The sequence below is a fragment of the Streptomyces sp. SAJ15 genome (assembly GCF_007595705.1).
In the GTDB taxonomy this organism is placed as follows: domain Bacteria; phylum Actinomycetota; class Actinomycetes; order Streptomycetales; family Streptomycetaceae; genus Streptomyces.
Genome location: NZ_NISY01000002.1, coordinates 181306 through 205185 on the forward strand (window position 1 = coordinate 181306; position 23880 = coordinate 205185).

Consider the following 23880-nt stretch of genomic DNA (forward strand, 5'->3'; position numbering starts at 1 on the left):
GGGACTGGCGGCAGCCCGTCGTCACGGCCGTTCCGGACGTTGTCATTGTTCGGGTGCGTCCGAGGTTTCAGGGAGACGGCCAAGTGCGTCAGCGCATCGCACGTACCGCCACTCTGCACGTAACGCACATCAGCAGCGTGCCCGATATGTTCTCTACGGGGCGTTGACCTGCAGTTTTCTTTGACATGTTTTCTATTGACATGTTTGCGATGAAGCACCATGTGGAGTGCGTGGCGATCCTGGGGCTGGTGAAGTAGGGGGCTGACCTGGACCCTCTCGGATTCCGGCGGTTCGCTCGACCCGTACCGGATATGGTCGACCACGGCGGAAGATGACGGGTCGAAGGCAGTGCCAGGGGGAGCCGCCATGGGCCGGACCGCTGTACGTTCCCGTACTCCCAGCCCGGCCACACGCGGAAGTGGCCTACCGGAGGCTCAACCGAGTAGAGGCGCCAGATGTGCCTCCCCAGCGAGAATGCGCCAGGCGGGCACCCGTATCGCCCGCGCCACCGGTCCTGGTTTCGCACCGGCCCCGCCCGACGGAAGCCCTACCAGCAGACCGGCCCGGACATGCGTGAGCCGCAGGTGGCGCGCGGGATCCAGGCCGGACGGGGGGCCGGGGTCGATGAGCACCGCGGTGTTCTCACCGTCCGTCGTGAACAGCAGGTCCACGGGGTGTCCTCCGACCATCGCCCCGCGTTCCAGGTCCGTGACGCCCCGCGTCCCGAGGTATTGCTGGAGCCGGTCGGCGAGTTCCTCGCGTGCCGTCTGGGCACCGCCGCCCGCCGGACTGCCGTGGCGGGGGGCCTCGGCCGGGCCGGAGATCGGCCGCAGCACGGCCGATCGTCCTGCGAGCAGCGCCGGAAGCCCTGTCTGTGCCAGCCAGAAGGCCTGACTGCCCATGGTGATCAGCTGCGACTTCGTGCGAGTGACGGCCACGTTCCACAGATTGACCTGGCTCGCCACCCAGTGCGTCGTCGGCGGAGGGGTGTTGACGGTGGCCACCGGACTCAGCACCATCACGTCGCGCTGTCGGCCCTGGAAGGCGTGCACGGTTCCCACCTGCACGCGGTTGGGGGCCTCATCCTCCTGAAGCAGGCGCTCCAATGCCTCCTTCTGAGCCCGGAAGGGCGTCACCACCCCGACCGTGGCGTGCTGCGGCAGCCGTGCGAGCAGTTCGCTCACCACGTCGCGGACGGCTTCGGCCTCCGCCTCGTTGCGCCAGGACTGTCCGCCACGGCCGCGCGCCGACAGGCCGTGCGGTACGTCCAGCCAGCCCAGCACCGGGGCCGGATCGACCCCTCCCACCGGATCCAGCGCCGACACCTGCCGCCGTACGTCGGTGAGTACTTGGAGCTGCCCTGCATAGCAGTAGCCGTTGACCACATTGGCGATCTGCGGGTGGCAGCGGTAGTGCTCGTCCAGGAGGAGCGCGGACTCACCATGCTGGGCGGCCGCGTGGTACGAGGAGTGCACGTGGTAGGTGAGCCGACGGTCCTCCAGCAGCGCCGCGCTCAGCCCGGCCCGGATGCGGGCCTGCCGCTCCTGCTGAGGGGAGACCCCGGGGATGTGACCCAGCTGCATCGGATCCCCGATGATCAGTGCGCGCCGGGCGCGGAACAACAGGGGCAGCACCGAGGGGATGGAGCACTGGCTGGCCTCGTCGATCACCACGAGATCGAACAGCTTCGGGAGCAGTTCCAGTTGCCTGACGGAATGGGTACTGATCGCCCACCCCTTGATGTGCTGCAGGAGATTGCGCTGGCTCTTGCGCGTACCCCGCTTGTTGCGCAGCGTCTGCAGCCGCTGGCCCATCAGCCCCCGCCCACGGGCCAGCGCCTCCGCGGAGACGGACTCGGTCAGCTCGGCTGACAGCCGGGCCAGGGCGGCAGCCGTCTCCAGCCGGCCGTTTTCCAGCTGCCGCTCGTCCTGTCGCACCTGCCCGGCCACGAGCGCCCTGAACGCCCGTTCCACCTCAACAGTGTCGGCCAGGGCGGTGAGCAGCGCAGGCGGCACCGGCCGTTCGGCCGTCCAGCCCGGCCGGTCTGGCCATGACTGCCCGGGGTCCGGAGCCATGGCCATGAGCAGCGCGTCGAGCGCCCGCCGTCTGCGTGAGCGTGGGAACAGCCAGCGAGCACCGGCCGCCTGCCGGGCTCGCCCGTTCCACTTAGCCAGGTCGAAAGCCGCGTCGTGGGCCCTGCCGCCGACAGCAGGGCCACGGGCAGTCCCAGTTGCACGGCCCGCTCCGCCCGGTCCCGCAGCAAGGCCAGGAGCTGTCCCTCTTCGGTGATAAGGCGCGCTGCCTCTGCCCGGTCGCTGGCAGCGCGAGTCCGGGTGTTCCGCAGCTCCCCGGCCACGGTCGCGGGGCCACGACGTGGGGCCGACGCGGGCTCGGCGAGCAGCCGTTCCAGCTTGGTCGCTTCCGCGAGCAGTGCTTCCGAGTTGCCCGTCCGCATCAGCAGACCGGGCGCGATGTCGTCGCAGCGCTCGGCCACGACGTTGACCGCCTCGTTGTTCGTGGACGCCACCAGGACCGACTGCCCGGCGGCGACGGCGGTCGCTACGACAGCCGTGACGACCTCGCTCTTCCCGGTGCCGGGCGGACCGGTGGCGACGGTGAGCCGCCGGGTCATCGTCGAGGCGACCACTTGTTCCTGGCTCTCGTTGCACGGACCCGGGGCGACCACGAGCACGGCCCCGGCGTCGTCCCTGTCTCCCTCCTCCGGGTTCACCAGCGCGTCGAGGGCAGTACCGGGGATCTGTCCGGTACGCGCCGAGATCTGGAGCAGGTTGTCGACCAGTCCCTCGGTCGCGGCGCGGTCCTTTCCGGATGGCGCGAGCAGCACCCCGGCGTTGTGCGCGCCGGGTCGAAGGGTCTGCATCACCGACCGGTCGCTGAGGGCGGCGAGGTCCAGGGGTTCCAGCTCCGGCAGCTCCAACGCCTGGAGCAGCTCTCGTACGGCTCGGAGCATCTGGGCGGTGTTGCCCTCCTGCCAGGTGGGCTGCCACCGGGCCATCAGGTCTGCCGCGTCGTCGTCCGCGAGGATCTCGGTGACCACCCCGGTGTGCAGCGCGGGCACGCCGCTGGGACGGAGGGTGTCGCGGCCCTCCTCGTCCGGTACGAGTTCCATCGGCTGGATGAGCAGGGGCGCGATTCTCATCGCCGTGCGCCGTCGGCCACCTCCGTCCCCGGATGGCAGGGTGACCGCCGGATAGCCGTACCAGTACTCCTGCAGCGAATCCGAGCTGTCCGGTGGTGCTGAGGGGCCTCCGGCCGCCGGATTCCGGGGCCTGGGCAGGCCGGGTGGCGCGGGAAGTGCCGAGGCGAGCCCCGACTGGATCGTCTCCGCCGCGTTGCCCAGCAGGAAGTAGTTCGAGTTCCGCCCGGTGTCCCGGTCGGGCAGCATCCCGGCGGCAGCTGTCGCGCCCAGGCAGTGCACGTAGTAGTGCAGCAGCCGTTGCCAGTCCACGCCGTCCCGGGCGTCCAAGGAGGCGAGCTCACGTGCCTTGAGCAGGGCGCGGGATCGCTGCGACGACTCGACTGTCCGTGCCCCGTCACCGGGGAGGGCGGGCAAGTGCACCTGCCGGGCCACGGACCGGGCGAAGGGCAGGCTACGGGTGGCCCTGAACGTCGATTTGGTGGGCATCTGGTCCTCCGGCACGCCGTTGCGCGTCATCTGGGACGTCAGGTACTCGAAGAGGTCATCCGGAGTGTTCGTCCGCTGTCCTTGATCCTCCCGGAGCGCAGCCCCTCGACGATCTCCCCCGTGAACCGGGACGTCCTCAGCGAGGAGCCGGCCGGTGCCATCGCGGACGCGGTCTGCAGGGCATCGGAGGCGGTGATGAAGTACACCCCGGTGGGTCGGAGGAGCGTACTGGGTACCGGCCGCTCTTCGCTGTCGGCGCTGCCCTTCGCTGTCCAGCCCTGTACGACGCTGCCGCTGGCACAGCAGTCCAGCAGCACGATCTTCGAGGACGCGCGGCAGGACTGCAGCATGCGCTCGAGGAACTCCGCCGGTACGGCGGTGCCCGGAAGGTCGGCCGGATCAGTGTCGCGCGTCAAGAAGTACAGCTGGTTATCGATCTCGCAGAATTCGCCGTGCCCGCTGAAGTAGAGCAGAGCGGTCTCGCTCGTCTGCCGTTCCTCCAGAAAGGATTCGATGGCGTGCAGCATTTCCGCACGGGTGGGCTCGGCGACCATCGCGCAGTCGTTGTACATCCCTATCTCGGTACTCTCGAGCACGGCCCGCATGTAGTGCAGGTCGGCCCGGACCGGTGGGAGGTCGTGGTAGGCGTCGCTGTCGTACGTCGAGACGCCGATGAGCATGGCATACCGGTCGTTGTCGCTCATCGAGCGCCCTGGGTGCCTTCTTCGGCTGGGGCGCCGCCGGCGAGGAACCGCGCGACCTGTTCATCGTCGGCACGCGCCTCCTTGCCGCTGATACGCAGCGTGGCTCCGTCCGGGCGGGTGACGACGATCGTGCGCTGTGGCACACGGCTCAGCCATATCTGCAGACCTGCGGCGATCAGGGAGCCCCCGCTGAACACCAGGCCGATCAGGTCGGTGACCGCTCCGCCCTTGTCGGTGTCCCGGGCGCCTGTCCGGCCGGGGACGTCGAGAGCGGCCGAGGGGTCAGCGTTGGCGACCGCGTCCAGGAGTTCCCGTGCCTCGCGCCGGGCGCGCAGGGGGTCCTCGTCGACGATGGAGACGCGCCAGCCGGCCGGCCCCGTGCGGATCGTACTCATCACCTAAGCCCTTTCGGTCCCCCGTGCTATGGCCACACGGAAGCGGGGAGGATATCGGGGGACACGTCTCCCGAGCTCGATGATGTCTGGAAAGCGGTCGGTCATTGGCGTGAAACCGGCTCACGTGCGACGCGGTGTCAGATCGCGAGAAACGGGCTCGGTGCCCCGTGCCAGGAAACCCGCAGTTCTTCCCGGGCACGGGTGCAGGCGACGAAAAGGAGGTTCAGTTCGCCCAGCACGTCGTCTCGGTGCTGTTGTGCATCGACCTCTTTCGGTGCCAGCGCCACAGCCAGCGGGACCACTCCGTCGCTGACGCCCGCCACGGCGACGCAGCGGAACTCCAGCCCCTTCATCCGGTGCACCGTGCCGATGCGGACGCCGTCCCCGCCCTCGCGCGAGGTGCCGAGCACACTCGCCATTCCTGGTCGAGGAAGGCGTCGGTGAACTCGACGCCGAGGTGGCGGGCGATCCGGTTCCAGCGAGAGTGGATCTCCTTCTGGCCGGTCAGGATGGTGAGCTGACTGCCGTGTTCCTCGCGAACGGTCTGGTTGGCCAGTGCATCGACGTTGACGACGCGGATCTTCGCCGCGAGCGCCTCGTCGGGGATGAGTAGTTCGAGATCGCGTCGCAGGTCGGCTGCCAGATCCCGGGTGTAGGTCGTGAGTAGGATCGCCCCGTCCGGGGCGTCGGTGGGCAGCCGGCGGGCCAGGTGGAGGGCGCGGTGCAGGGCGACCACCGCACCATCGCGGCGGCGAGCTCGTCCTGCTCCCGGCCGTGCGGCTGCTCGGGCTGGCCATGTGGGAGAAGAGGCGTGTGTCCGCTGCGGGTACGGCCCGCCGCACGTGTGCGGTTGCCTGTTCCAGCGCGATGTCGTCGCGCAGTTCGATGCCCTGAGTCGCCGAGTTGACCGTGGCCGGTGACTCAGCGCCCAGTCGATGGCGTCGTCGTGCGGCATCACCTTGAGGAGCAGGTAGCTGTCACCGGTCTCCGGTGCGAGAACGACTCCCTGCATGAACTTGGTGATGCGGATGGCGCGGATCCTGGGGTCTCGGGGCCTCTCCAGCTTCTCCAGGTGAAGCCCGGCGTGCCGGTGCTCGCGGAACTTGTCGAAGACCTCGTACATCCGCTTCTGGACGGGTTTCTCCAGCTTGGCGAACTCCAGAAGGAAGTCCTTGTGGATTCCCAGTGTCGCCATGAGCGCTCCCAGGACCGGTGACGTGTGCCGACCTTCGGTTGCTCACCGTACGACATGGGCGACAATGGCGGGCCTGCTCACCGGGTTTGGGGAGGGTACAGCGTGCACGCTCAGGAGACCACGTTCAGCAAACTCGTCCAGGGGGAGAAGCAGTTCCAAGTCCCCCTCTACCAGCGCACCTACAGCTGGCAGAGGGAGGAACTGCAACAGCTGTGGGACGACGTGCTGGAGCTTGTCGAAGACCGGCTGGAAGGCCGGGCCGCCACCGGGCACTTCCTGGGGTCGGTGGTCCTGGCCCCCGAGCGGATCGCTGCGGGCGGAATGCAGCGCTGGCTCGTCGTGGACGGCCAGCAGCGGATGACGACCCTGATGCTCACTTTCACCGCCCTGCGCGACCACCACCGCGAGCGCGGCGCCGACAAGAGGGCCGCTCGGATCAACGACCTCCTCCTGGTCAACACCTACCAGGACGGACTGGACGGCTATCGCCTGCTCCCGACACAGGCTGACCGCGAGGCGTACATCGCCTGTGTGGACAGCCTTCCAAAGGCCGGTGGCGCCGGAAACGTGGGAGCCGCCTACCGCTTCTTCGTGGCAGCCATCGCCGACGGCGCGGACAGCGGTGGCGAGGCATGGGCGGACGAGGTCGAGTCCGTGCTGGGCGACTGCCTCTCCATCGTGGCGATCACGGCGGCCGAGGGGGACAACGTCTACCGGATCTTCGAATCGATCAACAACACGGGTGTCGGGCTCAGCCAGAGCGACCTGCTGCGCAACTACCTCTTCATGTGCCTGCCCACCCGGGGGGAGGACGTCTACCGCAAGCGGTGGCTGCCCATGCAGGAACTGCTGGGCCCGGTCAACCTCGAACTGCTCGTCTGGCTCGACCTGGTCGTCGGAGGCAACAGCCGCGCACGTCAGAGCGAGATCTACCGGGATCAGAAGAGGCGCCTCGAACCGCTGAGCGGCGACGAGGAGGCACTGGAGGCCGAGATCTCCCGCTTCGCGCTGCGCGCGGATCGCCTGATGCGGATCGTGGAGCCCGAGCGGGAGGCGCATCCGCAGGTACGGACGGCGCTGGAGCGGCTGTCCCGGTGGGGCGGCCAGGTTCACTACCCGCTCGCGCTGCACCTCCTCGACTTGCTGGACGAGGGCAGCGCGACGGCTGTCGAGGCCGCCACCGCTCTCGCCCACGCCGAGAGCTACATGGTGCGCCGGCTCTTCGCGGGCTTGTCCACAACGGGCAGCAATCGCGTGTTCATGGAACTCCCCAAGGAGCTCGACAAGGACGGTTCCCCGGCCGAGGCCGTACGGCGCTTCCTGTCCCGCAACCGCACGGGCGCGCGGGTATGGCCCGGCGACGACGCCGTCCGCGAGGCGATCCGCACCCGTCCGTTTTACAAGACTGGCCGCAGCGGCCAGCGCTTCCAGATCCTGCGCAGGCTGGAGGAGAGCTACGAGTCGAGCGAGCCGGTCGATTACACCAAGGCGAAGCTGACCGTCGAGCACGTACTTCCGCAGCGCCCAGCCCAGCAGTGGTTCGACCTGCTCGCGGAGGAGGCCGAGGACGGCGAGAGCCCCGAGGACGTCCACGGCATGCTCGTGCACACCCTCGGCAACCTGACCCTCTCCGGCGAGAACGCGAAGCTCTCCAACCACCCGTTCCGTCGCAAGCAGGAACTCCTGGACGCCAGCGCCCTGCGTATGAACCAGTGGATCGCGGCTCAGGAGCGGTGGGGCCGCGCGGAGATCCTCGCTCGCGGCGAGGAACTGGCCAACCGGGCTGTGCAGTTGTGGCCCGGCCCGCTGGACGGTGTCGTGCACGCCGACGACGAGTGGGCGGGCTGGGGGGAACTGCGCGACATCCTGCTCGCTATCCCGGCCGGCACCTGGACCTCGTATGGAGACTTGGCCGTCGTCATCGGCACCAGCGCCATCGCCGTGGGGAGCCATGTGTCGTCCAAGCCCGGCCTTCACTGTGCCTACCGTGTGCTGACCGCTGACGGCCGGATCGCCGACGGGTTCCGCTGGGCGGACGACCGGCACTCCGGCGCTCCCCAGCAGATCCTCCAGGCTGAGGGGGTTCCTTTCGACGAGAACGGCCGGGCCCACAAGTCGCACCGGCTGACCGCCTCCGACCTCGCGGTGCTGGTCGGCAAGGAGGTTCCCGAGGAGTCCCTGCCCGGGAGGGCGGCCGCCGGCAGCGACGACGAGACCACGATGGGGGCGGCCTCCCGATTCGAATCCCTGCTGCGGGACAATCAGACGCCCGAGGTGGTCGACGGCGTTTTGGCGGTGCTGCGCTTCTGGGAGGAGCAGGGCGGACACCAGGTCTACGGCAAGAGCGACGAGACCAGCTGCTTCCCGACGGTGGAGGCGGGGCTCCCGAACGCCTCGCGTGCGCTGTGGCCGATCGCGATCTATCCCGTGAGCGGCACGGCCGAGGTGGTCTTCCAGTACCTCAAGCGGCGACCGCCGTTCGACGATGAGCCGCTGCGCCGGGCGCTGATGGAGCGGTTCAACGCCATCGACGGGATCAATCTGGCGGAGGCCAAGTTGGACCTCCGCCCCTCGTTCCCGCTGGAGGTCTTCGCGGGCCACGGTGACGACATCCGGGCAGTGCTGGAATGGTTCGTCCACGAGGTGGCGCTGGCGGAGGCCCGCCGCCCGTTCGACGAGGACGGCGCCCAGGCGGTGTTCTGACCCGAACGACCGGCTCAATCCCCGATGTATGGCCTGATCACACCCTTTCCCGACGATCACTGTCCGGGCAGCCTGCCCGGACAGTGATCGGTGTCACTCCGGCCATGGACTCGTGGCGAGTGGCCTGCGACCGGAGCACGGGGACGCATGGAGCTCAACGACCAGCAGGGCTGGTAGGGAGAGAGCTTGCTACAAGCGCCTGCGCGGCAGGCGCCAGGTTCCCGCCTACCTGGTGCTGGTCCTCGTCCCCGTGGATCCGGCGCAGTACATCCGCACGGACGAGGCCTCGTCCTGCGCGGTTGCGCCTACTGGGTTTCGCTGGAGCAGAGCCCCCCGCTGCCCTGCCGCCACGGGCTGGGGCGACGGCTGCAGAAGGCGCGACCGTGAGGAGGTCTCCCTGGTGTGAAGCGGAGACCCTCCTCGCACCGTTGAGGTGCATTTGACCGCGGGTTCCTTGGTCGTCTCGTAGAGCACCCTATTTCCATGACGCCTCGAGTGGAGTGCGTGGAGCCGGTGAAGCAGGGGCAGCATGTAGGCCCGGCTCAGGGGCCGCACAGACTTGGGTCGAGAAGCGAGGTTGGCCGGTTTTCCCCTTGTGGTCGACTGATCGAGAGCTCTTTTGCTGCGCGGTGAGGTTAGGCTAACCTTTCCGCCGTGCGTGTAGGTGAAGAGGGTGCCGCGGACAGACGTCCCCACGGCCATCAGTTGTCGGCCACGGGAGTCACCGTGGCGTACGAGGGCGTCGACGTCGTGCACGACGCCGCGTTGACGCTGCGGCCCGGCGATGTGACCGTCCTCGTGGGGCCGAACGGCAGCGGGAAGTCGACTCTCCTGCGTACGATCGCGCGTCTGCAGCGACCCAGGACCGCCACGCTCGTCATCGACGGCGACACGGACGGCCTCGCCCTGTCGCCTCGTGAGTTCTCGCGCCGCGTGGCCCTGCTGACACAGGGGCGCCCCACGCCCAGCGGGCTGACCGTGCGGGATGTCGTCGAGTTCGGCCGCTACCCGTACCGGGGCCGCTGGGGCAAGGCGGATCCGGACGGGCGGGTCGCGGTGGACCGCGCGCTCGCCATGACGGGCGTCGCGGAGCTCGCCGAACGGGGCGCCGAGAACCTCTCCGGGGGACAGCTCCAGCGCGTATGGCTCGCCGGCTGCCTCGCCCAGGAGACCGGCGTGCTGCTCCTCGACGAGCCGACGACCTACCTCGACCTGCGGTACCAGGTCGAACTGCTCGACCTGATGCGTGATCTGGCGGACGACCACGGGATCGCCGTCGGCGCCGTGCTGCACGACCTCGACCAGGCCGCGGCCATCGCCGACCGGATCGTGCTGCTCAGCGCGGGACGGGTCATCGCCGACGGCTCCCCCGAGGACGTGCTGACGGCACAACGGCTGACCGACACGTACGGCATCCGCATCGAAGTCGACACCGATCCCCTGACGGGCCGGCTGCGCACCCGCGCGATAGGCCGACACCACACGCGAAGCGAAAGGCTCAGCACCCCCTCATGAGACGCATCCTTCTGACCGCTGCGGTCGCCACCACCGCGGCGCTCACCCTGACCGCCTGCGGGACGACCGAGCCCGCCGCCGACGACAACGCGAAGAAGAGCGGCGAGCGCATCACGCTCACGGACGCCAACGGCGCCAAGGTGGAGCTCGACGGGCCGGCCAAGAAGGTCGTCGCGACCGAGTGGAACGTCGTCGAGAACCTCATCTCGCTGGGTGTCGACCCCGCCGGCGTCGCCGACGTCAAGGGCTACAAGACCTGGGGCACCGCGGTCCCCCTCAAGAACGAGCCGAAGGACATCGGCACGCGCGGTGAGCCGAGCATGGACACCGTCGCCTCCCTGAAGCCGGACCTCGTCGTCGTCACCAACGACCTGCCGCCGGCCGCGGTGAAGCAACTCCGCAAGGTCGCCCCGGTCCTGGAGCTGCGCGCCGCCGACGCCTCCGACCAGATCGGGCGGATGAACACGAACCTCGATCTCATCGCGAAGGCCACCGGCACCACGGAGCAGGCCGAGAAGGTCAAGAAGCGGTTCGACGCCAAGGTCGCCGAGGGCAAGAAGGCCCTGGCCGACGCCGATCTCGACGGCGCGAAGTTCGCCTTCGCCGACGGCTACGTCGTCTCCAAGCAGGTCTCGATCCGACCGTTCACCAGCGGCTCGCTCATCGGCGCGGTCAACGAGAAGATCGGCCTGAAGAACGCCTGGACGGTCAAGGGCGACAAGAACTACGGGCTCGGCACCACCGACGTCGAGGGACTCACCAAGCTCGGCGACGTGCGGTTCGCCTACATCGGCAACGACGGGGACAAGAACAGCACCCCGTTCACCGGCGTCCTGGCCAAGGACTCCGTGTGGAAGTCGCTGCCGTTCGTGAAGAAGGGCAACGTCCACCGGCTGCCCGACGGCATCTGGATGTTCGGCGGCCCCGAGTCGATGGGGAAGTACATCGACTCCGTCGTCGAGGCGCTGACGAAGTAACAGCATGGCCGTCACCGCATCCGCTCGCACCACCCGTCCGCCGACGGTCACGTCCCGGACGGGCGCGGCCGCGGTGACGGCCACGTTGGTCCTGCTGGTCACCGCCCTCGCGATCGTGGACATCACGCAGGGCACGGCCGCCGTCGGCGCCCCGGAGGTCTGGAAGGCGCTCACCGGCCGGGCCGACCCGGCCGACGCCTCCGTCGTCATCGCCTCCCGGCTGCCGAGGATGACCGCGGGACTGCTCGTCGGGCTCGCGCTCGGGATGGCCGGCGCCGCCCTCCAGGCGGTCAGCCGCAACGTCCTCGCCTCGCCCGACACCCTCGCCGTGAACGCGGGCTCCTACCTGGCGCTCGGCGTGGCCGCCGTCACCGGCGTCTCGCTCCCGCTGCTCGCCTCGTCCGGCATCGCGTTCGTCGGGGGCCTCGCGGCGGCGGGCATCGTGCTCGGCCTGTCCAGCCTGGGCGCGGGCACCGTCCGGCTGGTTCTCGCCGGCAGCGCCCTCACCCTCGGCCTCACCGCCGTCACCGAGGGGCTGCTCCTGCTGTTCCCCCGGGAGACGGAGGGCCTCTACCGGTGGAACCAGGGCAGCATCGCCCAGACCGGGTTCGACGGCGTGCTGCAGATGGCACCACTCGGCGCCGTCGGCCTTCTCGGATTCCTGCTCGTCGCCCGCCGGATCGACGCCCTGGCTCTCGGTGACGACGCCGCCCGCGGCCTCGGCGTCCCCGTCCGCACCACCCGGGTCACCGTGGTCGTGCTCGCCGCCCTGCTCTCCACGGCCGCCGTCACCCTCGCCGGACCCATCGGCTTCGTCGGCCTGTGCGCCCCCGCCCTGGTCCGCCCCCTCGCCCGCAGGTTCCGCGCGTTCACCCGGACGCGTGCGAGCATTCCGGTCGCGGGCCTCGTCGGCGCGGCGCTGGTGCTCGGCTCGGACGTACTGCTGCGCGCCCTCGTGCCGGCGGACGTGGCGGTCGCCGTGCCGACCGGCGTCGTCACCAGCCTCGTCGGCGCCGTCTTCCTGATCGTGATGGCCACGCGGGTCCGGGACGGTGCCGGCGCCGCCGCCCCCGACCGGCTCCACATCAGGAGCCGGGCCGTCTTCCTGACCACCACGGCCGTCCTGGCGGCGGCGCTCGTCGGCGTGACGATCGCCGCCGTGCTGATGGGCGACAGCAAGCTGTTGCTGGGCGACGTGGTCAACTGGGCCCAGGGCCGGTCAGGGCGGGCCGTGACCTTCGTCCTCGACACCCGGGTGCCCCGGGTCCTCGCGGCCCTCCTCGCCGGCGCGGCCCTCGCCCTGGCCGGGACGCTCGTCCAGGCGGTGACCCGCAACCCCCTCGCCGAGCCCGGTGTCCTGGGCGTCTCCGGCGGCGCCGCGGTCGGCGCCGTGCTCCTCGTGACGACGGTGCCCGTGGCCGGAACCTGGAGCGTGGCCGGTGCGGCGTTCGCGGGGGCCGCGGCCAGTTCCGTCCTCGTCTTCGGACTCGCCGCGCGGGGCGGCTTCCAGCAGAACCGGCTCGTCCTCGTCGGATTCGGCGTGGCCACCGGGGCGAGCGCCCTGATCAGCCTGCTCATCATCCTCACCGATCCGTTCAACGCGACGAAGGCGCTCACCTGGCTGTCAGGATCCACCTACGGCCGGACCTTCCCCGACGTGGTGCCGCTCGCGATCGTCCTCGCCGTGGGTCTCCTCGTCGCGGTCCTGCGGCGCACCGAACTCGACCTGGTCTCGCTCGACGAGGACACCCCCAGGCTTCTGGGACTCCCACTGGCTCGGGGGCGCCTCGGCTTCCTCGCGCTGAGCGTCCTGCTCAGCGGCACCGCCGTGGCCGCCGCGGGCACGATCGGCTTCGTGGGGCTCGTGGCCCCGCACGCCGCCCGGGCCCTGGTGGGCCGGCCGCACGCCCGAGTGGTTCCGGTCGCGGTGCTCCTCGGCGCCACCCTCGTCTGCACCGCCGACCTGGTGGGCCGAACCGTGATCGCCCCGGCCCAGCTCGGCGCCGGCCTGATGACCGCCGTGATCGGCACGCCGTACTTCCTCTACCTGCTGGTGCGCAGTCGGCGGTAGCGGACGCTCCGGAGCAGCGCGGCAGCGGCTGTGGGGGGGCGCGTTACAGGCCCAACAGCCCCGCGAAGTCCTCCCCCCGAGCCAGTCGCTCCAGCTCGTCCAGTGCCTCGCGGGCCCGTGACGCCGCCTGCGGGTCACGCTCCGTCAGACCGCTCTCCAGGAACTCGTCCTCGTCGAGGCGGAGGATGGTGGCGCCGTCGGCGGAGCGCCAGAGGTCGAGGTCGAGGTCCTCGACGACGAGCGTGTCGGCGCCCTCCGTCCGAGCCGGGCGGGTGACGTCGCAGTACCAGCCCTTGAGGGTGCCGTCGGCGGCGCGTACCTCCTTGACGGCGTACCAGCGGTCGCGCCAGTAGTGCTCGGTGAAGACGTCGCCGCTCTCGAAGCGGACGAAGCCGAAGTCGCGGGTGGCGGCGCCGGCCCAGGGGGCTTGGACGGTGATGCGGGTGCCGTCGTCGGCGGTGACCCGGGCGGGGTAGCGGACGTCGGGACGAGGGTGCTTGACGAGCCGCACGGTGATCTCGGCGGCAGGAGTCAGCGGGTGGGAGGTGTGGGTGGCGCTGGACATGGGTAGACCTCGCTCGGTGTTCGATGGAAGGGAGCACGCTTGCGAACACCGAGCCTCCGATGAGCGCCCCCCGGACGTCCATCGTTTTTCTTGAGACTTCCTCAGCCGCGGCGCCGTGTCGCTCCGCGGCCGCGCCGTGCTGTTGTCCCTAGACTTGGGTGATGCACATATCCAATGCGGCCGACGAGCAGTGGGAAGGGCTCGCCCAGGTCGTCCCGTTGCGCGGCAGGAACGAGTGGCCCTCCTGGCACAACCACCGGGCGCTTCCCGAAGAGGAGCCACCGCACGAGAACGCCGACGCCGACGGGCGGCGGCTGGTCGTGCTCCGGGTCCAGATCTTCTCGGACGCCCGCGAGGTGGCGGAGTACCTCATCGCGCAGATTCCGGTCCTGCTGGACCTGAACGCGGCCGACACCGACGTGGCCAAGCGCATCCTGGACTTCTGCAGCGGGGTCGTCTTCGGGCTCGGTAGCGGGATGCACCGCGTCGACACCAACATCTTCCTGCTCGCCCCCGCCGGCACCGAGGTGGCCCAGGCCCCGCTGAAGCCCGCCCTGCCCCAGTAGTCGCCCGCTCTGCCCCGGCGTCGCCGCCCGTACCTCAATCGTAGGAAGGGTTTCACGCCGGAACGGTTCGGCATATTTCCCGTCATATAGCGTCCGCATATGAGCACACCGACACTGCGGCCCGTGGTGACCGAGCTCAGGCTCTCGGCGTTCAAGACCCACTCACGCGCCGCCTTTCCGCTGGGGCCGCTGACCCTGTTCACCGGGCCGAGCGGGAGTGGCAAGAGCGCGGTGTTGGAGGCGTACGCCGCGCTGTCCCGGCTGGCCGGCGGGGAGCCGCTGGACGAGGTCTTCCGCGACCCGGAAGGGTGCGTGCCGCGCCACGCGCGCCCCGACGCGCAGGGCCGGCGCGGCTTCCGCATCGGCTGTACGGTCGACGGTCCGGTCGGTCCGGTACGGCTCGACGTCGCCGTTCAGGCCGAGCCCGAGTTGCGGGTGGTGGGCGAGCGGATGACCGGCGGCGGGGAGACGCTGCTGGAGACGGCGCTGCGCGACCCGCGCCGGCGTACGGTCCAGGCAGCCTGGCACACGGCGGGCTCGGTGGCCGTCACCCGCGCCCCGCTGCCCGACGACCGGCTGGCCACCGCGCTGCTTCCGCTGCGCGTCGCCGGCAAGACCTCCGGTCAGCTGCTCGCGTTGGCGGCGGCGGAGCAGGTGGTCATCGCGCTGCGCTCGGTCTTCAGCTGCGATCCGCGACCGGAACTGATGCGGTTACCCGCGCCGCGAGGCGAGGCCCGGCTGCGCGGCGGCTGCGAGAACCTCGCGGCGGTCCTGCTGCGGACGCGTGGCGAGTGCGCCCGACGGCATGCCGCCCTGGTCGCGGCGGTACGGGCCGGCTGTGGTGGGCCGGTCGGCGATCTCGTGGCCGAGCGGCTCGACGGCGGGGCGGTGCGGGCCGTCCTGGAGCAGGGCGCCCTCGGCGCGATGCCGGTCGAGCGACTCGGCGACGGCGAGCTGCGCTTCATCGCCCTCGCGCTGGTCCTTCTCACCGGCCCCGACGTCCTGGAGGTGGACACCGTGGCCGACGTGCTCCCGGCCCAGCAGGCGCTGACCGTGCTCGTCGACGGACTGGATCGCTGCCTGGACCGACGGCAGGCGCGTGAGCTGCTGGACGTGGCCGCCCGGATGTGCGCCCGAGGGCACGTCCGGCTGGTGGGGGCCGTGGGTGAGGGAACGGACGTGGCCGCTCCCGCGTCGGTGGTACACCTGGGAGGGTGAACGACGTGAACGACCCGAACCATGTGAACGACGTGGACGACCCGAGCCATGTGGACGACGTGGACGATCCGAACCATGTGAACGACGTGGACGACCCGCGCGAGGTGGGCGACGACCCCGCGGCCGATTCCGGCGCTTCCGCTTCCGGGGCTTGCTCTTCCAGGGCTTCCACCTCCGGCGCCTCCACGCCCACGTCGGCGCCCGCGCCCGCCGCCCCCACCGCCCCCACCGCCCCCGAGTCTGTCCCCGACATCGCCGTCCTCCGTCGCCGCCTCGGCGACTTCGCGGCGGCCCGCGACTGGCAGCCGTACCACACGCCGAAGAACCTGGCCGCGGCGTTGAGCGTCGAGGCGTCGGAGCTGGTGGAGATCTTCCAGTGGCTCACGCCGGAGGAGTCGGCGCGGGTGATGGCGGACCGGAAGACGGCCGCGCGGGTGGAGGACGAGGTCGCCGACGTGCTCGCGTATCTGCTGCAGTTCTGCGATGTGTTGGAGATCGATCCGTTGGCCGCGCTGTCCGCGAAGATCGATCGGAACGAGCAGCGCTTCCCTATCGGCGGGTCCGAACCCTCTCCTCGTCACTCTATGTAGTGATCACGTTATCCACAGCGCAACATCTGTCAACAGATTTCTGAATTCCACTAGCTTTTCGGGCTGTTGACCATCACGCTGGGTAGTGGATGGATAACGGGTGTGGTCAGTCCGTGGAGAGGGGTTCGGGGCATGGACGCGATGCGGCTGATAGGGGCCACTCGGCATGCCCTGGCGCAGGCCGGGAGTGTGCAGGACGTCGTCGCCGAGGCATGGCAGGTTCACGCGTTGGCGGAGGCGATCGGCGGGCACCTCGCGGTGAACGGTCCGGCGGCCGCGCGGGCGGAGGCGCGCGGCCTGTGTGAGGCGGGGTGCCGGGCGCGCGGCGCGTTGCACCACCCCGCCCTGCATCACCCGGCCGTGCGCAACGGGGGCATGCGGGCCGTTCAGCTGACCGAGGTGAGGGATGTCAGAAGGGTGCTGCTGGCGTTGGGCGAGTTGCTCGGGGACGCGGGCATCGCACTGGTCGGCATCGCCTCCAACACGGAGGAGGAGGCGTTGTACTGGCAGTGCGTGGAGTCGATAGACGCCGCCGACGAGTCCAGAGACCGGGTGCACGGCATACTCCGGCACCTCGAGCGGCCGCTTGAGGTGTGGGAACACGGCGGCGCCGCCTAAGCGGCGCGTGTGCCTGCGTGTCTACGCGCCCATGTGCCGTTGGATCCGTCAGATCAGTTGCATCTGTCGGACCGAGCAGGTCGGTCGATCAGGTCGTCGGTCAGGTCGGTCGGTGAGGTCGGTTGAATCAGGCGGAGTGGCCGCCGCCGTCCGCGGGGGAACGGTCCGCGGAGGACTGGAGTTCGGCGTCGAAGCGGGACAGGTCGGCGTTGAGCGCGGCCAGCAACTCCTCCATCTGCTCGATCAGGCCCTTGGGAGTGAGCGCGGAGCCGGTGGGAGTGAGCGCGGAGCCGGCGGCCGGAGTGGGGGCCGGGCCGGGCACCCGGGCGATGGGTGCCGGGATGGCGGACTGCGGCTCGGGAGCTGCTTCGTGGGACATGGCGGCCTCCTCGACCCTGGCCCTCTCGTGCGGAGGACGCGGGGGACGGTGCTGCGGTCGACGCGTCCGGCAGCGGCCGCCGGCGCGCGGGCCGGCGGGTCCGGCTCCGCAGGGGCAACGATCAGTGACATCCCCGGTCACTGGCACGGGACACGTCTGCGGTGCGAAAGGAGGAAGATTCACCCGACCGTGACGGCTGGCACGGGTGTGACGGGTGAGAGGTTGACGGACGTCTGAGCGTGCAGGATGGGGGCATGGATCTGCGCATCTTCACCGAGCCCCAGCAGGGGGCGAGCTACGACACCCTGCTCTCCGTCGCCAAGGCCACCGAGGATCTCGGCTTCGACGCCTTCTTCCGCTCCGATCACTACCTGCACATGGGTGACGTGGACGGGCTGCCCGGGCCGACGGACGCCTGGATCACCCTGGCCGGCCTGGCGCGGGAGACCCGTCGGATCCGGCTGGGCACCCTGATGACCGCGGGGACCTTCCGGCTGCCCGGCGTGCTGGCCATCCAGGTGGCGCAGGTCGACCAGATGTCCGGCGGCCGGGTGGAGTTCGGGCTGGGCGCGGGCTGGTTCGAGGCGGAGCACACGGCGTACGGCATCCCGTTCCCGAAGGAGAAGCTCGCGCGACTGGAGGAGCAGCTCGCGATCGTCACCGGGCTGTGGCAGACCCCGGTGGGCGAGAAGTTCAGCTACGCCGGGGACTTCTACCAGCTCACCGACTCGCCCGCGCTGCCCAAGCCGGCGCAGTCCAAGGTCCCGGTGCTCGTGGGCGGGATGGGCGCCACCCGCACCCCGCGGATCGCCGCCGCCTACGCCGACGAGTTCAACATGCCCTTCGGCAACCTGGAGGACAGCCGACGGCAGTTCGACCGGGTGCGTGAGGCGGCCGTGGCCGCCGGTCGCGCGGCGAGCGACCTGGTGTACTCCAACGCCCTCGTCGCCTGCGTCGGCAAGGACGACGCCGAGGTCGCCCGGCGGGCGGCGGCGATCGGTCGGGAGGTCGACGAGCTGAAGACCAACGGGCTGGCCGGCTCCCCGGCCGAGGTGGTCGACAAGATCGGCCGCTACGCCGAGATCGGCTCCTCCAGGATCTACCTCCAGATCCTGGATCTGCACGACCTCGACCACCTGGAGCTCATCTCCTCCCAGGTGCAGGCCCAGTTGGGCTAGCCCTGGGCCGGCCCGCACCGGTCGGGCGCGCACCAGCCGGGAGCACGTACGAGAGGAAGGAGTACCGACGGGCCCGGAGCACGTACGAGCCGGGAGCAGTGACGAAGCAAGGAGTTGGAGTGATGAAGCAAGGAGCAAGGAGCACGCCGCGATGTCCGCTTCCGTCCCCACCACGCCCCTCTCGCTCGCGCTGGAGCGCGGGCCGCTGGTCCTCGACGGCGGTCTGTCCAACCAGTTGGAGGCCCAGGGCTGCGACCTGTCCGACGCGCTCTGGTCGGCCCGGCTGCTCGCCGACGAGCCGGAGCAGATCGAGACGGCGCACGCCGCGTATGTACGCGCGGGCGCACGGGTGCTCATCACCTCCAGCTACCAGGCCACCTTCGAGGGCTTCGCCCGTCGGGGGCTGGACCGCCGGGCGGCGGCGGGCCTGCTGCGGCGCAGCGTGGAGCTGGCGCGACGAGCGGCGGCGGGGGCGGACCGCGAGGTCTGGGTGGCCGCCTCGGTCGGCCCGTACGGGGCGATGCTGGCCGACGGCAGCGAGTACCGGGGCCGGTACGGGCTGAGCGTGGCGGAGCTGGAGCGGTTCCACCGGCCGCGGATCGAGACGCTGGCCGCGAGCGGCCCGGACGTGCTGGCCCTGGAGACGGTGCCGGACGTCGACGAGGCCGAGGCGCTGCTGCGGGCGGTGGCCGGCTGCGGGGTGCCGGTGTGGCTCTCGTACAGCATCACGGGGGAGACCACCCGGGCCGGGCAGCCGCTGGCCGAAGCCTTCGCCCTGGCGGCCGGCGACGACCAGGTGATCGCCGTCGGGGTCAACTGCTGCGATCCGGGCGACGCGGACCGCGCGGTGGCGATCGCCTCCCGGACCACCGGCAAGCCGGTGGTCGTCTATCCGAACAGCGGTGAGGAGTGGGACGCGACGGCGCGCCGCTGGTGCGGGCGGGCCACGTTCGGGACGCAGCGGGTCGCGGCCTGGCGTGCGGCGGGGGCCCGGCTCATCGGCGGCTGCTGCCGGGTCGGGCCGGACCGCATCGCGGAGCTCGCCGCCGCCTTGGAGGACGCGTAGGAGCTCGCCGCCTTGGAGACCGGACAGGTCGACGTCTTCCGCGGGCGACGCCATCGAGGGCGCAGCGCGCCGCCGCCCTGGGAGCCGCCCTGCGAGATCGAGGAGGACTGAGCGCGTAAGGGGGAGGGGCCGGGGGCCCGGCGCTTCGGAACGACGGGAGGAAAACCACTGGGAGCGATACCGGCCCGACGGCGATACTCGGGCGTGTGTTCCTGACGATAACCACCACCGGCGACGCCGGGCGCCCGGCTACCGACCTGGGCTTCCTGCTGCACAAGCACCCCGACAAGGCACAGCGGTTCTCCACCTCGCACGGCACGGCCCATGTGTTCTACCCCGAGGCGACCGAGGCGCGGTGCACGGCAGCGCTGCTGCTGGAGGTCGACCCCGTGGCGCTGGTGCGCCGGGGGCGGGGGAAGGCGGCGGGCGCCGCTCACCAGGCGCTGGCGGGTTACGTCAACGACCGGCCGTACGCGGCCTCGTCGCTGCTGGCGGTGGCGTTGAGCGCGGTGTTCTCCAGCGCGCTCAAGGGGCGGTGCGCGGCGCGGCCGGAGCTGCCCGGGCGGGCGCTGCCGCTGCGGGTGGAGGTGCCGGCGCTGCCCGCGCGGGGCGGGGCGGAGCTGGTCGTGCGGCTCTTCGAACCGCTGGGCTGGAGCGTGACGGCCGAGCCGGTGCCGCTGGACGAGCGGTTCCCGGAGTGGGGCGACTCGCGGTACGTGCGGCTGGTGCTCGACGGCGAGCAGCGGGTGGCCGACGCGCTGCGTCACCTCTATGTGCTGCTGCCGGTGCTGGACGACGCCAAGCACTACTGGGTGGCGCCCGACGAGGTCGACAAGCTGCTGCGGACCGGGGAGGGTTGGCTGGAGCGCCACCCCGAGCAGCGGCTGATCACCAGCCGCTATCTGGCCCGTCGTGCCGCGCTGACCCGCGACGCGCTGGACCGGCTGGAGCTCGCCCGACTCGCCGAGGCCGACGGCATCGAGGCCGAGGAGCTGGACAACGCGGTCGACGAGAGCTCGGACACCGAGGAGCGGCCGGTGCCGCTGGCGGTGCGGCGCCGCGAGGCGATCCTCGACGCGTTGCGCGCGGCCGGGGCGGCGCGGGTGCTCGACCTGGGCTGCGGCCAGGGCCAGCTGGTGGCCGAGCTGCTCAAGGACGTGCGGTTCACCGAGGTGGTCGGCGTCGATGTGTCGATGCGCGCCCTGCACATCGCCGCCCGGCGGCTGCGCCTGGACCGGATGCCCGAGCGACAGGCGGCACGGGTCCGGCTGTTGCAGGGCTCGCTGGCGTACACCGACACCCGCCTCGCCGGATATGACGCCGCCGTGCTCAGCGAGGTCGTGGAGCACGTCGACCTGGAGCGGCTGAACGCCCTGGAGTACGCGGTGTTCGGCGCGGCGCGGCCCACCACGGTCGTCGTGACCACGCCCAACGTCGAGTACAACGTGCGCTGGGAGACGCTGCCCGCGGGCCACGTCCGCCACGCCGACCACCGCTTCGAGTGGACCAGACAGGAGTTCCGCGCCTGGGCCGGCACCGTCGCGGAGCGGTACGGATACCGGGTGGAGTTCCGGCCGGTCGGACCGGACGACCCCGAGGTGGGGCCGCCGACCCAGTTGGCTCTGTTCAGCAGGCACGACGGCAGTGGGACCGCGAACGACGGCAGTGGGACCGCGAACGACGGCAGTGGGACCGCGTACGACGGCAGTACCGCGTACGACGGCAGTGGGACCGCGGCCCCCGGCAGTTCCGCGTGCGACGGCAGCGGGACCGCGCACGACAGCCACGAGACCCCGCACGACAGCAGTGAGACCACGAAGGACGTGGCATGACCACCGAACCCACCCGGCGCACGCTCGCCGTCACCGACCTGTCCCTGGTGGTCCTGATCGGCTCCACCGGATCCGGCAAGTCGACCTTCGCCCGCCGGCACTTCAAGCCCACCGAGGTGATCTCCTCGGACTTCTGCCGCGGTCTGGTCGCCGACGACGAGAACGACCAGAGCGCCAGCGGCGACGCCTTCGACGTGCTGCACTACATCGCCGGCAAGCGGCTGGCCGCCGGCCGGCTGACCGTAGTCGACGCGACCAACGTGCAGGCGGAGTCCCGCAGACAGCTGGTCCGGCTGGCCCGGGAGCACGACGTGCTGCCCATCGCCATCGTCCTCGACGTGCCCGAGGCGGTCTGCGCCGACCGCAACGCCGGGCGCGCCGACCGCGCCGGGCTGCCCCGCCGGGTCATCCAGCGCCACCAGCGGGAACTGCGCCGTTCGCTGCGCCACCTGGAGCGCGAGGGGTTCCGCAAGGTGCACCACCTGCGCGGCGTGGCGGAGATCGAGGGCGCCGAGATATCGCTGGAGCGGCGCTTCAACGACCTGCGGCACCTCACCGGACCGTTCGACATCATCGGCGACATCCACGGCTGCCGCGCGGAGCTGGACGCGCTGCTGGCCAAGCTCGGCTATGTCGACGGGGCACACCCCGAGGGCCGTACCGCCGTCTTCGTCGGCGACCTGGTGGACCGCGGTCCGGACAGCCCCGGCGTGCTGCGCCGCGTCATGGACATGGTGGCCGCCGGTACCGCCCTGTGCGTGCCCGGCAACCACGAGAACAAGCTGGGCCGCTGGCTGGCCGGGCGCAAGGTGCGGATCGCCCACGGCCTCGCCGAGACCGTCGAGCAGTTGGAGCGGGAGGGCGAGCGGGACCCGGAGTTCCGGGACCGGGTGCGCACCTTCGTGGACGGCCTCGTCAGCCACTACGTGCTGGACGGCGGCGCGCTGGTGGTCAGCCACGCCGGGCTGCCGGAGAAGTACCACGGCCGCACCTCCGGCCGGGTCCGGGCGCACGCCCTGTACGGCGACACCACCGGCGAGACCGACGAGTTCGGGCTGCCGGTGCGCTACCCGTGGGCCGAGGACTACCGCGGCCGCGCCGCCGTCGTCTACGGACACACCCCGACACCCACCGCCTCCTGGCTGAACAACACCATCTGCCTGGACACCGGTTGCGTCTTCGGCGGCCGGCTGACCGCACTGCGCTGGCCCGAGCGCGAGCTGGTGGACGTGCCCGCGGAGCGGGTCTGGTACGAGCCGGTCAAGCCGCTGCGTCCGGAGGCGCCCGGAGGAGCCGACGGTCGGCCGCTGGACCTGGCCGACGTCGCCGGACGGCGCGGCGTGGAGACCCGCCACCTGGGGCGGATCGCGGTCAAGGAGGAGAGCGCCGCGGCCGCGCTGGAGGTGATGAGCCGCTTCGCCGTCGACCCACGGCTGCTGGCCTACCTACCGCCGACCATGGCGCCCTGCGCGACCTCGCGCGAGGAGGGCTATCTGGAGCACCCGACCGAAGCCTTCGCCGCCTACCGCGCGGACGGCGTGCGCCAGGTGGTGTGCGAGGAGAAGCACATGGGGTCGCGGGCGGTGGCCCTGGTCTGCCGCGACGCGGCGGCCGCGCGGGAGCGCTTCGGCGTCTCGACGGAGGTGACCGGCGCCCTGTACACCCGCACCGGTCGCCCCTTCTTCGACGACCCCGCCGTCACCGAGCGGCTGCTGGCCCGGGTCCGCGACGCGATCACCGCCGCGGGGCTGTGGCAGGAGCTGGACACCGACTGGCTGCTACTCGACGCCGAGCTGCTGCCCTGGTCGCTGAAGTCGGCCGGGCTGCTGCGCAGGCAGTACGCGGCGGTCGGCGCCGCCTCCGGCGCCGTCTTCCCCGGTGCCCTGGCCGCGCTGGAGGCGACGGCCGCCCGCGGGGTGGCGGGTGTCGGCGGGGACGACGGGCTGCTGGCCCGGCAGCGCGAGCGGGCGATCGACGCGGCCGCGTTCACCGAGGCGTACCGCCGCTACTGCTGGCCGGTCGACGGCCTGGAAGGAGTGCGGCTCGCCCCCTTCCAACTGCTCGCCGCGCGCGGCCGCCCCCTCGCCACCGTCGGCCACGACACCCAACTCGGCTGGCTGGACCGGCTGGTGGAGCAGGACGCCAGCGGTCTGCTGCGGCGCACCGGTCGGCTGTACGTGGACACCGAGGACGAGGCGTCGGTGGCGGCCGGCGTGCGCTGGTGGCTGGAGCTGACCGAGGCCGGCGGCGAGGGCATGGTCGTCAAGCCGCTGGAGGGCTTCGTCCGCAGGCCCGACGGCGGGCTCGTGCAGCCGGGCGTCAAGTGCCGCGGCCGTGAGTACCTGCGGATCATCTACGGCCCGGAGTACACCCGCCCCGACAACCTGGAACGGCTGCGCGTGCGCCACCTCGGCCACAAGCGGTCCCTGGCGCTGCGCGAGTACGCGCTGGGCCTGGAGGCGCTCGACCGGCTGGCGGACGGTGAGCCGCTGTGGCGCGTGCACGAGGCGGTGTTCGCGGTGCTCGCGCTGGAGTCGGAGCCGGTCGACCCGCGGCTGTAGCGGGCGGGCGGCCGTGGCGGTCCCTGTCGTGCCGTCGTGTGCCGTCGCCCGGGGGCGCTCCCCGGGCGACGGCTTCGGCGTGGCGCGATGCACAAGCGCGG

General features: G+C 71.2%; 19 protein-coding genes and 1 pseudogene. 12 read left to right on the forward strand and 8 right to left on the reverse strand.

Features of this window, described 5'->3' with window-relative positions:
- Window positions 1-434 precede the first annotated feature (434 nt).
- The 6 genes and pseudogenes from CD790_RS35570 to CD790_RS35590 form a co-directional block, all read right to left on the reverse strand.
- Entirely contained in the window at window positions 435-1973 is a 1539-nt protein-coding gene (locus CD790_RS35570; protein WP_260867373.1) for a DEAD/DEAH box helicase, read from the reverse strand.
- Window positions 1859-3646, reverse strand: coding sequence for an AAA domain-containing protein (locus tag CD790_RS35575; protein ID WP_260867374.1), 1788 nt, complete (start codon window positions 3644-3646; stop codon window positions 1859-1861). The genes CD790_RS35570 and CD790_RS35575 overlap by 115 nt, the downstream gene beginning before the upstream one ends.
- A gap of 38 nt (window positions 3647-3684) precedes the next feature.
- Window positions 3685-4350 carry a caspase, EACC1-associated type gene (locus tag CD790_RS35580; RefSeq protein ID WP_260867375.1) on the reverse strand — a complete coding sequence of 222 codons (666 nt, stop codon included), beginning with the start codon at window positions 4348-4350 and terminating at the stop codon, window positions 3685-3687.
- Window positions 4347-4745: an effector-associated constant component EACC1 gene (locus CD790_RS06315; RefSeq protein ID WP_144382052.1), complete on the reverse strand. Its 399-nt coding sequence runs from the start codon at window positions 4743-4745 to the stop codon at window positions 4347-4349. The genes CD790_RS35580 and CD790_RS06315 overlap by 4 nt, the downstream gene beginning before the upstream one ends.
- 137 nt (window positions 4746-4882) lie before the next feature.
- A pseudogene (locus tag CD790_RS35585) lies at window positions 4883-5128 on the reverse strand (3'-5' exonuclease); the annotation flags it as partial.
- Window positions 5095-5940, reverse strand: a complete 846-nt coding sequence (locus tag CD790_RS35590; RefSeq protein WP_260867377.1) for a hypothetical protein — start codon at window positions 5938-5940, stop codon at window positions 5095-5097. The gene CD790_RS35590 and the pseudogene CD790_RS35585, both read right to left, overlap by 34 nt.
- Window positions 5941-6042: 102 nt before the next feature.
- Between CD790_RS35590 and CD790_RS06330 the strand changes: the two genes are divergently transcribed.
- From CD790_RS06330 to CD790_RS06345, 4 genes are all read left to right on the forward strand, one after another.
- Window positions 6043-8643 carry a DUF262 domain-containing protein gene (locus CD790_RS06330; RefSeq protein WP_144382054.1) on the forward strand — a complete coding sequence of 867 codons (2601 nt, stop codon included), beginning with the start codon at window positions 6043-6045 and terminating at the stop codon, window positions 8641-8643.
- 654 nt (window positions 8644-9297) lie between these two features.
- Entirely contained in the window at window positions 9298-10158 is an 861-nt protein-coding gene (locus CD790_RS06335; protein ID WP_144382055.1) for an ABC transporter ATP-binding protein, read from the forward strand.
- The gene (locus CD790_RS06340; protein ID WP_144382056.1) at window positions 10155-11135 is read left to right on the forward strand and encodes an iron-siderophore ABC transporter substrate-binding protein; all 981 of its coding nucleotides are present in this window, start codon (window positions 10155-10157) and stop codon (window positions 11133-11135) included. Before CD790_RS06335 ends, CD790_RS06340 begins: the two co-directional genes overlap by 4 nt.
- Before the next feature lie 4 nt (window positions 11136-11139).
- Window positions 11140-13206: an iron ABC transporter permease gene (locus CD790_RS06345; protein ID WP_144382057.1), complete on the forward strand. Its 2067-nt coding sequence runs from the start codon at window positions 11140-11142 to the stop codon at window positions 13204-13206.
- Window positions 13207-13249: 43 nt separating this feature from the next.
- On the opposite strand, the gene CD790_RS06350 is transcribed toward CD790_RS06345, so the two are convergent.
- Window positions 13250-13771 (reverse strand): DUF402 domain-containing protein, encoded by a 522-nt coding sequence (locus tag CD790_RS06350; RefSeq protein WP_144382058.1) that lies wholly within the window; start codon window positions 13769-13771, stop codon window positions 13250-13252.
- 161 nt (window positions 13772-13932) lie between these two features.
- Here CD790_RS06350 and CD790_RS06355 point away from each other — a divergent pair, with 161 nt between their 5' ends.
- The 4 genes from CD790_RS06355 (at window position 13933) to CD790_RS06370 (ending at window position 16763) form a co-directional block, all read left to right on the forward strand.
- Complete coding sequence (locus tag CD790_RS06355) at window positions 13933-14337, forward strand: cell division protein SepF (protein WP_144382059.1); 405 nt, start codon at window positions 13933-13935, stop codon at window positions 14335-14337.
- Between the two features lie 99 nt (window positions 14338-14436).
- On the forward strand, window positions 14437-15555 hold the full coding sequence (locus CD790_RS06360) for an AAA family ATPase (RefSeq protein WP_144382060.1): 1119 nt from the start codon (window positions 14437-14439) through the stop codon (window positions 15553-15555).
- 251 nt (window positions 15556-15806) lie between these two features.
- Window positions 15807-16145: a nucleotide pyrophosphohydrolase gene (locus tag CD790_RS06365; protein ID WP_144382692.1), complete on the forward strand. Its 339-nt coding sequence runs from the start codon at window positions 15807-15809 to the stop codon at window positions 16143-16145.
- Between the two features lie 132 nt (window positions 16146-16277).
- Complete coding sequence (locus tag CD790_RS06370) at window positions 16278-16763, forward strand: DUF6099 family protein (RefSeq protein WP_144382061.1); 486 nt, start codon at window positions 16278-16280, stop codon at window positions 16761-16763.
- A 127-nt stretch (window positions 16764-16890) separates the two neighbouring features.
- Here the strand turns inward: CD790_RS06370 and CD790_RS06375 are convergent, their stop codons facing one another.
- Window positions 16891-17142 carry a hypothetical protein gene (locus CD790_RS06375; protein WP_144382062.1) on the reverse strand — a complete coding sequence of 84 codons (252 nt, stop codon included), beginning with the start codon at window positions 17140-17142 and terminating at the stop codon, window positions 16891-16893.
- Between the two features lie 254 nt (window positions 17143-17396).
- Here CD790_RS06375 and CD790_RS06380 point away from each other — a divergent pair, with 254 nt between their 5' ends.
- The 4 genes from CD790_RS06380 (at window position 17397) to CD790_RS06395 (ending at window position 23779) form a co-directional block, all read left to right on the forward strand.
- On the forward strand, window positions 17397-18320 hold the full coding sequence (locus tag CD790_RS06380) for an LLM class F420-dependent oxidoreductase (RefSeq protein WP_144382063.1): 924 nt from the start codon (window positions 17397-17399) through the stop codon (window positions 18318-18320).
- A 151-nt stretch (window positions 18321-18471) separates the two neighbouring features.
- Window positions 18472-19386 carry a homocysteine S-methyltransferase gene (mmuM, locus tag CD790_RS06385; RefSeq protein ID WP_144382064.1) on the forward strand — a complete coding sequence of 305 codons (915 nt, stop codon included), beginning with the start codon at window positions 18472-18474 and terminating at the stop codon, window positions 19384-19386.
- 206 nt (window positions 19387-19592) lie between these two features.
- Entirely contained in the window at window positions 19593-21218 is a 1626-nt protein-coding gene (locus tag CD790_RS06390; RefSeq protein WP_144382065.1) for a 3' terminal RNA ribose 2'-O-methyltransferase Hen1, read from the forward strand.
- Window positions 21215-23779: a polynucleotide kinase-phosphatase gene (locus CD790_RS06395; protein WP_144382066.1), complete on the forward strand. Its 2565-nt coding sequence runs from the start codon at window positions 21215-21217 to the stop codon at window positions 23777-23779. Before CD790_RS06390 ends, CD790_RS06395 begins: the two co-directional genes overlap by 4 nt.
- Window positions 23780-23880: the final 101 nt, after the last annotated feature.